The sequence below is a fragment of the Claveliimonas bilis genome (assembly GCF_020892095.1).
In the GTDB taxonomy this organism is placed as follows: Bacteria; Bacillota; Clostridia; order Lachnospirales; family Lachnospiraceae; genus Claveliimonas; species Claveliimonas bilis.
This window is the reverse complement of sequence record NZ_AP024845.1, coordinates 2,092,846-2,107,573: the sequence shown is the minus strand read 5'-3', so window position 1 is coordinate 2,107,573 and position 14,728 is coordinate 2,092,846. Positions and strand designations below refer to the sequence as shown.

Genomic DNA, 14,728 nt, shown 5'->3' with positions numbered 1-14,728 from the left:
TAAAATGAATTTAGCGTCGGTGTATGCTTGTTAATATACCTGTTGTGCACCGGCGCTATACATCCTTAAAAGAAAGGACTTTTTGTATGATCATTCTGATACCTGAGACAAAGACCTGCATGTCTCATCTGCTGGCTCATGAGACATTCGATCATTTTTCTTTTATAGAAGGTGAAATTATAACCTTTGGGAAATTTACTATGAGCGGCTTTCTCCAAAAGAGTTTTTTTGACGAACCTCCCAAAGAAGAATATGCTCTCTGGAAACTTTTCAGAGACTACTGCTATTCTATTATCCGTGGAAAACGTACCCCTTTGAGCTTTCGCCTGATCTTTTCTCTTGCCCCGGAAGAAATCGGGAGATTTCTCTCTGACAGCAGACTGGATTTTCCTTTGTCTGATGTCCAGGGACTGTATCTGAATTTCCGGTATGACGGTTCCAAACTCACCTGCACTACCGGAACCTCCTTCCGTCAGTTTATCATGGACAAATCTGTGGAGCAGGCGTGGGATAAAAAAGTCCAGGAACTTTTCTTCCAAAACGGGATTCCCTATGAACTGGACAGTTGAAGTAACCTGATACTTATAGCAGGCAAAGCAGGCGGATATCACATCCGCCTGCTTTTTATATCCTCTATTCTTACTTTCCGGCCGCAAGCCTTTTCAGTGTCTGCCGAATTGCTTCCCAGGCCTTTTCAGGGCTCTCAATATCTTTTGTCGCTTCCTCCATGGGACAATTTCCTGTTCCCTGACGATTGCGGATCCTGTCAACCTTTTGCCCGCAGAAGCCGTCAATACCGTAATCAGACAATAGAGCGGCTGCCTTCTCACTCATAACCGACGCGTAGACTTCCTTTACTCCTGCCATCACGTAAAGAAACGCTGCCCCTTTGCCTACTACCTTATCCGCTGCAGAGAACCCTTTCAGATCCTCCCCGGCTTCCAGCCATTCAACTAACGGCAGAACTCCCCGTTTTTCTGTTGTCAGTATCTGTTCCCCTCTGCAGAGAACGCAGGTGTATCTGCTCTTGTCAAGAATTTCTACCGCTCTTCTAAGATCACTGCTCATTTTTTGCCCTGTTATTGATCCAGAATACAAGCAGCGGCAGCAGAGTCCACTGCAGTATCAATCCCGGAAGCCCTGTAACAATGCTGTTCCAGATAACAGGCATCTGGATTCCCTGTACACCCAGCAGAGAAACCCCGGCTACAATTGCAGCTGCACGCACCAGACGTCCTGCAATCTGCACAAGAACTACTTTTGCCAGTACAGGCATACTTACATTTCTAAGAAGACCTGCCGCCAGTCCGTAAACTGCCAGCTCGATCATCATAAACGGAAGCATAGCTGCTCCCGGCATTCCTGACAGCGCAAAGCTTACAAGGGGACCAAACACTCCGGCAACTGCTCCCGCATAAGGTCCTGCCATCAGTCCTGCCAGAATGATCGGAAGATGCATGGGAAGAAATGTCTCTCCAAGTGCTGTACCAAGTCCCGATACCGCTCCCATTACATGAAATAACTGTGGAATTACAACTGCTCCTGCTACCGCTGCAAATGCGGCAAGGGCCTGTGTTTTGAAAGCCAGTTTCGGAAGATCCTTCTGTTTTGTAATAATCGTGTTTGCCATACTTTCTCTCCTTTCCATTTTTGTTCTGTCATCCTCTTCTCTTGTCAAAAGAGTGTCCCATCCGCTTTTATTTTGTCAGCAGCATCATAATGTCATTGCTTCTCTGTACAAAAGCTGTCATCTCTTCCGGGCTTAAAGGCTTATGAGCCAGCATTGCCAGATCATAAAGCTGTTTGCAGATCACCGGAACCTTCTCATTATCTTTGTTTTCAACTACAAACTGGACCAGTGGATGGTTGGCATTCAGAGTCAGCGTACTGTCTGTACCGAACATGGACGGATCCATTCCCGTCATGCCGTACATTTTCATCATTTCCTGCATACGTCTGCTCTGCTCTGACAGAGTGATCATAGAAGCCACCTTGTCATCTTTCAGTTTTTCAACTTTTACATTCAGTTTATCATTATCCAGAGCTTTTTTAAAGACCTCTGTTAAAGTATCCGCTGTTTTCTGGAAGTTTTCTTTTTCTTCTTCCTTCACTTCTTCCTTTGCAGATTCTGTAATGTCAGCATCGATGCGCTGGAACTGTATATTTTGGTTCCTCTGTTCCAGTTGTGTGATAAACGGAGAGTCGATATTGTGGTTCAGGATCACCGCATCCTGGCTCTGGCTGCGGAACATATTGATATACTGGCTCTGCTGCTGTTCATCTGTCACATAATAGATGGTAGTCTTCGGCTCTTCCTTCTTCTCTTCACCCTCTGTCTCTGCTGTCTCCTCTTTCTGATCCTTCGGGTCGATTAAAGTTCCGCCGTTTTCCTCTACACACTCTTTCAGAGTCATATATTTATGGTCGATATTCTTGAAGAGAATGTAATCCATCATCTTGTCACAGAATTTTTCGTCCTTCAGGCAGCCGAATTTAATAAACGGACTGATATCATCCCAGTATTTCTCATAATTTTCCTTGTCAGTCTTGCACATACCGCTCAGTTTATCAGCTACCTTTTTGGAGATATAATCTGCAATCTTTGTCACAAATCCATCGTTCTGAAGCGCGCTTCTTGATACATTCAGCGGAAGATCCGGACAGTCGATCACTCCTTTTAATACCATCAGGAACTCCGGAATCACTTCTTTGATGTTATCAGCAATAAATACCTGGTTGTTATACAGCTTAATGGTTCCCTCAATGGAATCGTACTCTGTGTTGATCTTCGGGAAATAAAGGATACCCTTTAAATTGAAAGGATAATCCATATTTAAATGAATCCAGAAGAGCGGCTCCTTGTAGTCCAGGAACACCTTTCTGTAAAATTCTATATAATCCTCCTTGGAGCATTCATTCGGATGTTTTGTCCAGAGAGGATGGATGTCATTGATCGCAACCGGACGCTTGTTGATCTTTACTTTGTCCTTTGCCGGGGATACTTCTACCATTTCTTTCTCCCCGTTTTCATTTTCCTTCTCTTCCATCTTGGCTTCCTCATGGATCCGTTCTACAACAACGTCATCCTCTTTCAGGTCAGCCTCATCGATCGTCTCATATTCCTGCTCCGCATTGGCTTTGGACAGGAAAATTTCCACCGGCATAAAAGAGCAGTACTTCTCCAGAACTTCTCTTACACGATACTCATTTGCAAATTCCAGGCTGTCATCATTCAGGAAAAGAGTAATTTCCGTTCCGACTCCTTCTTTATTTCCGTCTGACATCTCATATTCTGTCCCGCCATTGCTGACCCAGTGCACCGGCGCGGATCCTTCCTTATAGGAAAGAGTATCGATATGAACTTCATCAGCCACCATAAACGCTGAATAAAATCCAAGTCCGAAATGTCCGATCATGTCATCTTCCGTTGTTTTGTCCTTGTACTTTTCCAAAAATTCTGTTGCTCCTGAAAAGGCGATCTGAGTAATGTACTCTTCCACCTCATCTGCTGTCATACCGATACCATTATCGATAAATTTCAGTGTCTTTTCTTCCGGATTTACGATCACCTGGATCTGCGGTTTATAATCATCCGCCATCTGATATTCTCCCATCATATCAAGCTTTTTCAGCTTTGTGATGGCGTCGCACCCATTTGAGATCATCTCACGGACGAAGATGTCGTGATCAGAATACACCCACTTCTTAATGATTGGGAAAATATTCTCACTGCTGATAGATAAATTTCCTTTTTTTGCTGCCATTTATATCACTCCTTATAAATTCTCTTTTTCTCGTCTAAAAAATATGATAATACCCTCTGTTTTAAATGTCAATAAAAAATTAGCACTCTTTTGACAAGAGTGCTAATAATTCCCTTAAAAATATAAAAATTTCATAAATTTATTCCACGCTCTTTAAGGATTCTACCATATCAATGCGCTTCAGTTTAAAATACATTACCCAGTTTACGAACATGGAAAATCCCAATGTAAAGAGAAGGCTGTACAGATAACTCGGGAAATGGATCACTCTGCCGAACATGATCTCGTCTACCTCCACAGTGACAATAATAAACTGAAGCAGAAGCCGTCCAAGCCCCATTCCCGCAAGGGCTCCTATCAATGTGAGAAGAATATTCTCCCGGTATACATAGGAAGCCACCTCTATGTCATAAAATCCCAGTACTTTGATGGTTGCAAGTTCCCGTTTTCTTTCTGTAATATTAATGGTATTCAGATTATAAAGTACTACAAAAGCCAGCATTCCGGCCGATATGATCAGTACAACAATGACCAGATTTAAACTTTGAAGCATATCATCCAGCCTGCCTTCTATACTGGTAGTGTAACTGATATTCAGCACATTTTCATTGTCCAGAAGACGGCTTCCGATCTGTTCCGCCTGATCTTCTTTTCCATCCTGCAGTTTCACAAGGACTCCATTATATTTTGCCTGTGCTCCAAATAGCTCCTCATAATATTCCGGTGACAGATAAATGTAATGTCCTATATAATTTTCACAGATAGCCTCTACCGTCACTTCCTTTTCACCAAGACCGTTATCTTCCAGCTTCACGGTATCTCCGGTTTTCACGCCAAGGGCTTCCGCCGCTTTTTCTGTCAGGATAGCTCCCTCGCCTTCCAGCGTATAGGATTCTGATGAGGTTCTGCTTCGGAATGTAAGGAAATCCTCAATATGTTCTGTACTTTCCGGTACTGTAAGATAGACATCCAGAGTTTCACTGTCTGATTTCACCTCCAGATTCTGCATCCGGACCTGGAGTTCTCCGTCTACAGCCTTTTCGTCCTTTACCGCATTTACGATCTCATCTTTTTCCTCTGCAGATAATCCATCATCATAGTAAACTGCGGCATCATAATGCTGAATCTCCTGATATTGCAGATCCGGGACCTCAAAAATGCTGTCCTTCAGCCCAAAGCCCACTACCATCAGAGCCATGCAGCCTCCTATACCAAACACTGTCATAAAAAACCGTTTTTTATAGCGGACCAGATTTCGTATAGAAGATTTCCACGTAAAATTCAAATGCCGCCAGATCAGTCCCACTCTCTCCAGAAGAATCCTCTGCCCCTGTTTTGGCGCCGGAGGACGCATCAGCTGGGCCGGAACACTTGCCAGTTCTTTATAACAGGCCATAAGTGTTGCCGCAAGAGTACAGAGCACAGCGATCAAAGTTGCCTGCAATGCATAGCTCATGTGATAGGGCACAAGGATATCGGGAATATGCTGATACATGATCTTATAAGCATATATGATGATCCACGGAAAGATCTTTTCTCCCAAAAGTACACCGACAATGCTTCCGCCCAGAGTAGCTGTCAGAGCATATGTAATATATTTCCCCGCAATAGCCAATTTGCTGTATCCAAGAGCTTTCAGCGTTCCGATCTGGATTCTCTGCTCCTCCACCATTCTTGTCATAGCAGTAAGGCTGATAAGCGCCGCTACCAGAAAGAATACAGCCGGAAATACCTGCCCGATAGCTCTCATCCTGTCGGCGTTGTCCCCGTATCCGTCATACTCCGCCAGTGCGCTGCTCCTGTCCTGCACATACCATTCAGGGTTTTCGATCTTTTCTATTTCTGCTCTGGCATCGGCGATTTCCTGCTTTGCCTCCTCAAGCTGTCTCTCACCGTCCGCAATCTTTGCTTCTCCGTCTGCGATCTGCTGCGCTGCCGCAGCTGCCGCCTTCTCATATTCGGACCATCCGTCCTGAATTTCTTTTTCACCGGATGCCAGTTCGTTTTTCCCTGACTGAAGAGTTTTTTCCTGACCGTTTAGCATCTCCCACGCTGCATCAATCTGGGCCTGCCCGGCATCGATCTGTCTTTTCGATGCATCCAGCTCCTCTCTTGCCTGCTTAAGCTGAGCCTCGCCATCCCGGATCTGGTTCCCGGCTTCTATAAGTGCCTGTTCACCGGATATCAGCTGCTGCTCCTTTTCAAGAAGCTGCTGTTCTCCCGCTGCCAGCTCCTGTTCCTTCTTCTCAAGATCTGCAAGCTGACTTTCCAGAGCCGCGATCATTGTATTGAGAGCCTCTTCACTTTCAATGCCCTGTCCCTGCATCTGTGCGGTCAGAGCATCTTTTTGCTGATTCCATCCGGCAAGGCTTTCTTCCAGTCCGGCCTTTACAGAATCCCACTGTTCCAGAAATTCTGTCTCCTCCTGTGTCCTTTCCTCCTCCGGAATCTTCAGGATTTCTTCATAATGCACCGCGCCTTCTTCCATCTGTCCTGTAACCTGGTCAATATTATCCTGGCAGGTTTGAAGAGCAGCCTGCAGCTGCTTCAACGGTTCCAGAGATGAGTTGATCTCGCCCTTTCCCTGTTCCAGCAATTCTTTTTGCTCATCCAGCTCCTGTTTTTGCCTGGCAATTTCCTGCTTCGCCCCGGTGATCAGAGGCATTTTCTGATTGTATTCTACAAGATAAGCTGCCCTTGCGCTCTGCAGCTCGCTTTCTTTTTGCTCCAGCTGTGCCGCACCGCTTTCATATTGTTGTTTCCCCTCATCCAGCGAAGCCTGTTGGGAAATCAGTTCCTGCTTTCCTGACTTAAGCTGGGCTTCCCCATCTGCAATCTGCTGCCTGGACTGCTCGAGAAGCTCCTGGGAATCCTCCAACTGTTTTCTGGCGTCTGCAAGCTCTTTTGCAGCCGTGCTTTTAGAATCTTCCAGTTCCTTCCTTGCATCCGCAAGGGTTTTTGATTCCTCGTCTACCGTCTGCTGTGCGTCGTCCACTTCTTCGTAGGCCTCATCCATAATATCCTGTCGCCGCACTTCGCACCTGGCGTCGGCAATTTCTTCCAGACGGTCTGCCGTTTCAGAAACAACTGTTTCATATTCGTCGGTAAATGCCGTCTCATCGGCCGCTCCTTCCACCCGGACATAAGCCTCCGAGTAGATATCCATACAAAAACTCTCTTCCGGCACCGCAATAAAACCACTGACTTCGCCGTTTCCTACCGTACTGCTGCCTCTCCCGAAGGAAATATAAAGAGGGCTGTTTCCGATTCCCACAATTTCATAAGTATCTGTTGTGAGAGTATCCGAAAGAGAGTCGTCGCTTCCGGAGGAAACTGTGATGGTATCCCCCACTTTGTACCCTTCGCTGGCTGCAAAGTCCTCATCTAAAAGACACTCTCCCTCTTTTTGAGGGAGCTGCCCTTCCGCTACCTGCACATCATTAAAATTTTCCTGTATAGACATGACATGGACAACCTTTTCCGTATCTCCCACGGAACAGAGCACATCCGTACTGTAGGCTCCTTCTGCCGCCTCAACGCCTTCCGTCTTTTCTATTTCTTCAATATCATCTTCCGTAAGCCCCATCGTTCCCATGACTTTAATGTCCATCAGATGTTCCTTGTCAAAATAGGCATCACCGGAAACTCTCATACTGGGTTCGGAAGATCGGATTCCCGCATAGAAAGCAACTCCCAGCGCTACAATGAAAAAGATAGAAATAAAACGGCCCCGGGACTTTTTGATCTCCATGAAGAAGTCCTTATGTAACATATTCCTTTTTTTCTTCATACAATCCCTACCATTCTATCGTTTCTACCGGAACCGGATGGGGGTTTTCCACGATTTCTTTTGTCTTTCCGTTTTTAATCTTGATCACGCGATCCGCCATAGGCGCAATTGCCGAATTATGCGTGATAAGAATCACTGTCATTCCTCTTTGGCGGCAGGTATCCTGCAGTAATTTTAAAATCGCCTTTCCTGTATTGTAATCCAGAGCACCTGTAGGCTCATCGCACAGCAAAAGTTTGGGATTTTTAGCAAGCGCCCGGGCGATGGAAACTCTCTGCTGTTCTCCTCCGGAAAGCTGCGCCGGAAAATTATCCACCCGCTCTCCTAAGCCTACATGCTGCAGCACTTCTCTTGCATCCAAAGGGTCTTTGCAGATCTGCAGCGCCAGCTCCACATTTTCCAATGCGGTAAGATTGGGGATCAGATTATAAAATTGAAAAACAAATCCAATATCATCTCTTCTATAGGAGATCAGTTCCTTTCCGCTGTATTTTGTAATATCATTTCCGTCGATCCACACCTCGCCCCCGGTGGCTGTATCCATTCCGCCCAGTATGTTCAGCACCGTGGTCTTTCCGGCACCACTTGGTCCAACTACAACTGCAAATTCGCCTTTTTTTATCTGGAAGGAGATCCCATCTGCTGCTGCAATATCTACTTCTCCCATATGGTATATTTTTTTTACGTCTTTCAAAGAGACAAATTCAGGCATAAAGTACCTCCTGTGGATAATGTTCTCCCTAACTGAAATTTTACATTGTATACAATTATTATATCACTTATAATAGAAATTGTAATGTTCTGTATTGGAAGTTTATAAGATTTTAAGAATGGAGTGGTATAATGGAAAAAGTAGAATTTGTGAAAGCACAAAGTGACGAAGACATCCGCCGGGTTGCGGTTCTTGCTGAAGAAATCTGGCATGAACATTTCACAGATATTATCGGAGAAGCACAAGTGAATTATATGGTAGAAAAATTTCAGTCCTATCCGGCACTTAAAGCGCAGATTGCCGACGGGTATGAATATTATCAGATCATGTATGGCGGGCAGCTGGCAGGCTATACCGGGGTACATCCGGAAGATGGCAGACTCTTTTTAAGCAAGCTTTATCTGCACAGAGATTTTCGCGGAAAACATTTAAGTACAAAAGCCTTTCATTTTCTCACAGAACTCTGCCGTAAAAGAAATCTTTCTTCGATTTGGCTCACCTGTAACAAACATAATGATCATACACTAAAAGTATATGACCATCTCGGTTTTCATACTATCCGCTCCGAAAAGAATGACATTGGAAACGGTTTCTATATGGATGACTATATTATGGAATATTCCGTGACAGGATAAATGAAAAATAAATTACTGTGCCTCTCTTCCGATCAGATGATCAAGGCTGATCTCAAAAACATCAGCAATGCGGCACAGCATAAAAATATCCGGAACACGTTTATTATTTTCATAAGATGACAGGGAAGTACGGTCCACACCTATCTTTTCTGCCATCTCTTTTTGTTTCAGACCGTGCTCTGTTCTGAATTTACGGATCCTGTTTCCGATTTTATATGGTTCTGTCATTTTTACTGGTTCCTTTGTCCCTCTTACAGATTTTCTTTCAGATTTGACTTCATATCAGCAATCATCCGGTTAATGATCTTCAATTCCCTTCCGTTGCAATTCTCCAACTGTTCCATGATCTCACTCTGATAAATCTTCGCCGATTCTGTCAGGCTGTCACATAAAAGACAGTCCGTTGTGACCTGGAGTGCATTGGCTGTTTTAACCAGAAAATCTACGCTGAGTTTCCTGCTGCCATTTTCCACATGGCTGATATGGGGAACAGAGTACTCTATCTCATAAGATAATTCCTGCTGTGACATATTCCGCTGCTTCCGCGTTTCTTTGATCCGCTGTCCAAGCTTTGCATAATCCATAGCACTACCTCCGTCAGTCGTATTCTTATTTTATTGGAAAGTCTTCATTTTTAACATGCACTGTAAGGATAATGCTATGCTTATAGTTTAAATATTGTAAAATTTTTTTCGTTTAAAAATTAACGGGAGACGTAGTAAAGTTAAACTTTGCTACGTCCCCCGTTTACGTTTTAACAATCTGTCCAGCAAAAGCAGAAGGGCTGCCGCTGCTGTCACCGCCGCTCCTGCTCTTTTTCCCGGCGCATGATAGATCAGCTCTATCTCATGTTGTCCGGCTGTCACTGTGGCTCCGGTGAATCCTTCATTTACTTTCTGAACAGTTGTTTCTTTGCCGTCTATGCGTATTTCAAAATTTTCGTCATACGGAATGGATGTGATCAGCCATCCGTCTTTCTCTGTATGAAAACTCCCTTTCAGACTGTCGCCGTCCTTTTGAAGCTGTAATCCTGCATCTTTCCACCAGGCCGTATCCTCTTCTTTTGGGCTGGCATACCATGCCCGGATATCAGAAATCTCATGATCTCCCTTGCCTAATTCAATTTCCAGACTGTCGGTCTCCTCTGTCAGACTGCAGGTGTAACAAAATGTTGTATTTCCATTATAATAAACAGCGCTTTTCGCTGTAAGTTTATTTTTCTCACCCTGTACTGTAACCGAAACATCAGAAGACCGGCGGTTATTTTTTACATCAAAAGAAATAAAAAGAAGGCTGTCATTCTTTTCTCTTTCCGTCAGGGGAAGGGTAAGTTTCTCTGTCTTATCTGACTGTATGTGAAAGCTGTCCTGAAATCCTGTCAGATCAGCTTCCCGCATAGTTTCTGCCATTTCTTTTGCATCGGTATCCTCAGACCCCTCTCCTGCCACAGCGCAGTTTTGGAGCGCCATCTGTTTCTCCTGCCAGGAAAGATTGTGAAAGTCCTCTTCTGATATAACCTGGTCTGTTACATAGCCCACCGGAAGCACATCTTCATTTTCATAAATGCAGGTGCCGTTTATAGTATCGATCAGCTGATATCCCTCCGGTTCCTCCGCACCGCTCCCTTCTCTTACGATCAGGTACCGTACTCCCATTATTTTCAAAAATAACGGATTATTTGATAATTCCTGCATAAGAAGATTTCTTGTGGGCCTGCTTAACTGAAGTTCTTCTTCCCGAAATGCCTTGTAATCAGGATTTGTCACCGACGAATAACAAGAAGTTACATTCTGTCCCGGGACCAGGATATCATTGTCCGCCGCCTTATTCTGTTCTGCGGTTCCTCTTGTCTCTGTCCGGTAAAGCCCGTCCTCTTTTTCCAGCACCTTCTTCACTGCTTCTGTCACGTCATCGCTCTCATATTCTTCCATCCACGCTTCTGTCACAAGTTCTTTCTTTGTCAGAGAAATCTGCAAAAAACAGCTGCAGCACATTGTCAGAAGAATCCCGGTACACACAGCCCTTTTCCAGATTTTCCATCCTGCCAGCAGCGCCGCCCCCATCAGGATCATATCCAACAAAAGCACATATATTTCATAAGTATCATATTTTGATGATCTGACATATTGTACGCCTATGATAAGAAAAATTGCCGCCGCCCCGAATCCTGCCGCCAGTTTTCTCGGCGCTATCACTCCTTTTTTGAACCGGACAAGGAAAGATGCTGTCAGATAACTGACCAGTGGAAGGAAGGGAATAAACGCCTTTTCTCTAAGATAGAGAGTACCGTTCAAAATCCAGTCAAAAACCGGAAACAGCAGCAGAACGGTAAGTGACACTGCCATATATTTCTCCCGGCTTCTCCGGTAAAACAGACTTATCGCGATCACGATCACCGCTGCCGCTGTAAGTCCCATTCCGTAAGGATGGTATAGAATCTTGTCCAATTCGATCTCCGGCAGGAAAAGCTCCTTCCAGGATACGCTGCCGCCTTCGCTCCTGCCTGCCAGCATGGCACAACAGGTAGGGACAAGATAAAAAAAGGACAAAAGACCCCCAAAAAACGCCGGATAAAACTGATGCCACAAAGATTTTATCAAAACTGCCGGGGAGGATGCCCACTCCTTTTTCCATCCGCACAGTCCGTAAAGAACCAGAGCGGCTACACCTCCCAGGGCAAAATAAAAATTGTTCAGCACCATCCCCAATACGCCCAGCGTCACAAAGGCATACTTTCCGGTACGGCAGTATCTGTCATATCCAATCAGTGCAAGAAACAAAAAAGGCAGATAACTGACAAACATAAACTGCATGGAGGAATGATAAATAACCGGTCCCGCAAGAACAACTGCAATGGAAGCAAAAAAGCTTTCCTCTTCCTTAAACTGATTCCCCTTCAGCCAGACATAACACAAAATCCCGTCTGCCATCTGTTCCAGAACCGCCAGGATCTGAAGGTAATCTGTCATTTCAATAAAGGGCAGCAGGTAGGACAAAAGATACAATGGGTTATAAAGGCCGTAGTAAGCGAAATTGTAAATATTCTGCCCGCCGCCAAGCTCCATGGAAAAATCCGGAAAAAGATTTCCCGTCTCGTAAAATCTCTGTCGGAAATATTCCGGAAATACACTGTGCTGCGAAAGCCAGTCTACTTTAGATCCGGCCAGGTATCCGCCGTTTATTTTCAGAAGGTATACTATGACTGGTATCGCTGTAAGTATCAAGGGAAATAAGATTTTCCTTTTGTCCCTGCATCTGATCTTCTTCATCACTGGAACTCCTTAATAAATAAATTGGCCGGTGCTTGATCTCCATGTAGGCCCTGGCAAGATATTGACCGATAATTCCCAGGCACAGAAGCTGTATACCCCCGATCAGAAAGATCACGCACATCATAGCCGGCCAGCCTGCCACCGGATCGTGCCAGAACAGGTTCTTGATAACAAGGAATACGATCATAAAAAACGCAATACCGCAGAACAGAATGCCGCCGTAAGACGCCGCTGACAAAGGAAGAGTGGAAAAGCCCAGTATCCCATCCAGGGAATATTTAAACAACTTAAAAATAGACCACTTTGTGTCTCCGGCTGCTCTCTCCACATTGTGATAAGGCAGCCACTTTGTCTTAAATCCCACCCAGCCGAACAATCCTTTTGAGAAGCGGTTGCACTCGCTTAAAGCCAGGACCGCATCCGTCATCTTTCTTGTCATCATACGGAAATCTCTGGCTCCTTCTTCTATTTTTACTTTTGAAATCCGATTGATACATTTATAAAAAGAGGCCGACAAAAAGGAACGGATTTTTTTCTCACCTTTTCTGTCCTCTCTCCGGGTGGCCACACAGTCATACTCCCCTTTTCTCAAAGTCTGATACATTAAGGGAATATATTCCGGCGGATCCTGCAGGTCCGCATCCATCACAGCCACATAATCTCCCCTTGCCGCCTGAAAGCCTGCATACATTGCCGCTTCTTTGCCGAAATTTCTGGAAAAGGACAGGTAGCGCCATTTTTCATTTCTTTTGTGAAATTCCATAAGCAGCGAAAGCGTCCTGTCAGTAGAGCCGTCGTCCACAAAAATAAGCTCTACTTCAGCCCTCTGCATTTTATCTATGATCTTTCCCATTTCTTCTATATAAACAGGAAGCACCTCTTCTTCGTTAAAGCAGGGAACAACGATGCTGATTAAAGGTTTGTTTTCCTCACGCATAAAAAAGACTCCTTTCCATGAATATCTGTTATTAAGTGTACACTTAATTTGTGATAATTAATGAAAAGAAGTCTTAAAAATTTTTAAAGATTTATTTATAAGCTGTTTATAAATTTCAGGAAGGCCTTTCGTCCTTCTTCTGTGCACTTGTAGACGCCCGCATCCTCCAGAACATGAGTAAATACAATGCCAACTTCCTCTTTCAGGATATCCATTACATTGTCTCTGGAAATATTTTCATATTTCGGAAGGAAGGATTTTACCCAATTAGCATGTTTTTCAATCTTCTCATTGCTCTGGATTTCTTTGCCTTCTACAATATACTCTGCCAGAATCTCCAACTCTTCCTTCAGTCTGGACGGAAGGACCGCAAGTCCCATTACCTCAATAAGACCGATATTTTCTTTCTTGATATTATGATACTGTGCATGAGGATGATATACGCCGAGAGGATGCTCCTCTGTGGTAATATTGTTCCTCAATGTCAGATCCAGCTCGAACATCTCCCCATGTTTTCTTGCAATCGGAGTGATCGTATTGTGAGGAGTCCCCTCTGTATGCGCATAGATAAAGGCTTCCTCATCCGTATAATTTCTCCATGCCTGAAGCACATGATCCGCCAGGTCGATCAGGCGTTTCTCATATTTACTGCGGATACGAAGTACGGAAAGAGGCCATTTCACGATCCCGGCCTCCACATCCTCATATCCCGGTATGGAAACCGGTATTTCAATAGGTGCCTTTGCCATTGCGAAAGTATAGTTACCGCCCTGGAAATGGTCGTGGCTTAAAATGGAACCTCCAACGATCGGCAGATCCGCATTCGATCCGAGGAAATAATGAGGAAACTGTTTTACAAAGTCAAACAGTTTGACAAACGCATCCCTGTCTATCTTCATCGGCACATGCTGACCGTTAAATACGATACAGTGCTCATTATAATATACATAAGGAGAATACTGAAATCCCCAGCGGGTTCCGTTGATAGTCAGAGGAATGATGCGGTGTGTCTCCCTTGCCGGATGATCCGCGCGTCCTGCATATCCTTCATTTTCCATACAGAGCTGACATTTCGGATAGCTGACTGCCTTTGCTGCCCCTGCTGCCGCAATTGCCTTTGGATCTTTCTCTGGCTTGGACAGATTGATGGTAATATCGATCTCTCCATAAGGGGAATCCACTTTCCACTTCATATCCTTTTTAACCCGGTATCTCCGTATATAATCACTGTCCTGACTGAATTTGTAGAAAAATTCTGTCGCAGCCTCCGGTGACTTTTCATATTCCTTCCAAAATTCCTGCTGTACCTGTGCCGGTCTTGGAAGCAGGCAGTTCATAATCTTTGTATCAAACAGATCCCGGAAAACAACGCTGTCTTCTACAAGTCCTCTTTCTTTCGCTTCCTCCAGAAGCCCTGCTAAGATTTCTTCCAGATCCAGGTTTTCCATATCTGTTTCCACATCTTCATAATTGTTCTCTCCAAAAAGGTCAAGAAGCAGATTTGTTGTGTAAACTCTCTCACATTCCGGAGTCAGTCCGGTCTTTATTCCATATTCTACTAATTTTTTTATATTCTCATAAAGCATAACTCTTTCCTCCTAAATTGCTCTGCCTCTTC

Annotated in this window: 12 protein-coding genes; 2 read left to right on the top strand and 10 right to left on the bottom strand. The window is 44.5% G+C overall.

What is annotated here, in order from left to right; translation table 11 throughout:
* Positions 1 to 86: 86 nt before the first annotated feature.
* A complete protein-coding gene (locus EUBC25_RS10315) occupies positions 87 to 569 on the top strand; it encodes a DUF5721 family protein (protein ID WP_230105402.1) in 483 nt (160 codons plus the stop codon).
* A 70-nt stretch (positions 570 to 639) separates the two neighbouring features.
* Here the strand turns inward: EUBC25_RS10315 and EUBC25_RS10310 are convergent, their stop codons facing one another.
* From EUBC25_RS10310 to EUBC25_RS10290, 5 genes are all read right to left on the bottom strand, one after another.
* Complete coding sequence (locus tag EUBC25_RS10310) at positions 640 to 1,068, bottom strand: DUF1893 domain-containing protein (protein WP_230105401.1); 429 nt, start codon at positions 1,066 to 1,068, stop codon at positions 640 to 642.
* Positions 1,058 to 1,630 (bottom strand): ECF transporter S component, encoded by a 573-nt coding sequence (locus EUBC25_RS10305; protein ID WP_230105400.1) that lies wholly within the window; start codon positions 1,628 to 1,630, stop codon positions 1,058 to 1,060. Before EUBC25_RS10305 ends, EUBC25_RS10310 begins: the two co-directional genes overlap by 11 nt.
* A 67-nt stretch (positions 1,631 to 1,697) precedes the next feature.
* Positions 1,698 to 3,764 (bottom strand): molecular chaperone HtpG, encoded by a 2,067-nt coding sequence (htpG, locus tag EUBC25_RS10300; protein ID WP_230105399.1) that lies wholly within the window; start codon positions 3,762 to 3,764, stop codon positions 1,698 to 1,700.
* A 139-nt stretch (positions 3,765 to 3,903) separates the two neighbouring features.
* Positions 3,904 to 7,515 (bottom strand): ABC transporter permease, encoded by a 3,612-nt coding sequence (locus EUBC25_RS10295; protein ID WP_230105398.1) that lies wholly within the window; start codon positions 7,513 to 7,515, stop codon positions 3,904 to 3,906.
* A gap of 46 nt (positions 7,516 to 7,561) precedes the next feature.
* Complete coding sequence (locus EUBC25_RS10290) at positions 7,562 to 8,266, bottom strand: ABC transporter ATP-binding protein (RefSeq protein ID WP_230105397.1); 705 nt, start codon at positions 8,264 to 8,266, stop codon at positions 7,562 to 7,564.
* A 131-nt stretch (positions 8,267 to 8,397) separates the two neighbouring features.
* Here EUBC25_RS10290 and EUBC25_RS10285 point away from each other — a divergent pair, with 131 nt between their 5' ends.
* Positions 8,398 to 8,901, top strand: a complete 504-nt coding sequence (locus EUBC25_RS10285; protein WP_230105396.1) for a GNAT family N-acetyltransferase — start codon at positions 8,398 to 8,400, stop codon at positions 8,899 to 8,901.
* A gap of 12 nt (positions 8,902 to 8,913) precedes the next feature.
* On the opposite strand, the gene EUBC25_RS10280 is transcribed toward EUBC25_RS10285, so the two are convergent.
* The 5 genes from EUBC25_RS10280 to galT all read right to left on the bottom strand — a co-directional run bounded on the left by EUBC25_RS10280 (position 8,914) and on the right by galT (position 14,696).
* Entirely contained in the window at positions 8,914 to 9,129 is a 216-nt protein-coding gene (locus EUBC25_RS10280) for a helix-turn-helix domain-containing protein (protein WP_230105395.1), read from the bottom strand.
* 23 nt (positions 9,130 to 9,152) lie between these two features.
* Positions 9,153 to 9,485 (bottom strand): helix-turn-helix domain-containing protein, encoded by a 333-nt coding sequence (locus EUBC25_RS10275; protein WP_230105394.1) that lies wholly within the window; start codon positions 9,483 to 9,485, stop codon positions 9,153 to 9,155.
* 150 nt (positions 9,486 to 9,635) lie between these two features.
* A complete protein-coding gene (locus EUBC25_RS10270) occupies positions 9,636 to 12,170 on the bottom strand; it encodes a YfhO family protein (RefSeq protein ID WP_230105393.1) in 2,535 nt (844 codons plus the stop codon).
* Positions 12,055 to 13,110, bottom strand: a complete 1,056-nt coding sequence (locus EUBC25_RS10265) for a glycosyltransferase family 2 protein (RefSeq protein ID WP_230105392.1) — start codon at positions 13,108 to 13,110, stop codon at positions 12,055 to 12,057. Before EUBC25_RS10265 ends, EUBC25_RS10270 begins: the two co-directional genes overlap by 116 nt.
* 95 nt (positions 13,111 to 13,205) lie before the next feature.
* Positions 13,206 to 14,696: a UDP-glucose--hexose-1-phosphate uridylyltransferase gene (gene galT / locus EUBC25_RS10260; protein ID WP_230105391.1), complete on the bottom strand. Its 1,491-nt coding sequence runs from the start codon at positions 14,694 to 14,696 to the stop codon at positions 13,206 to 13,208.
* Positions 14,697 to 14,728 lie beyond the last annotated feature (32 nt).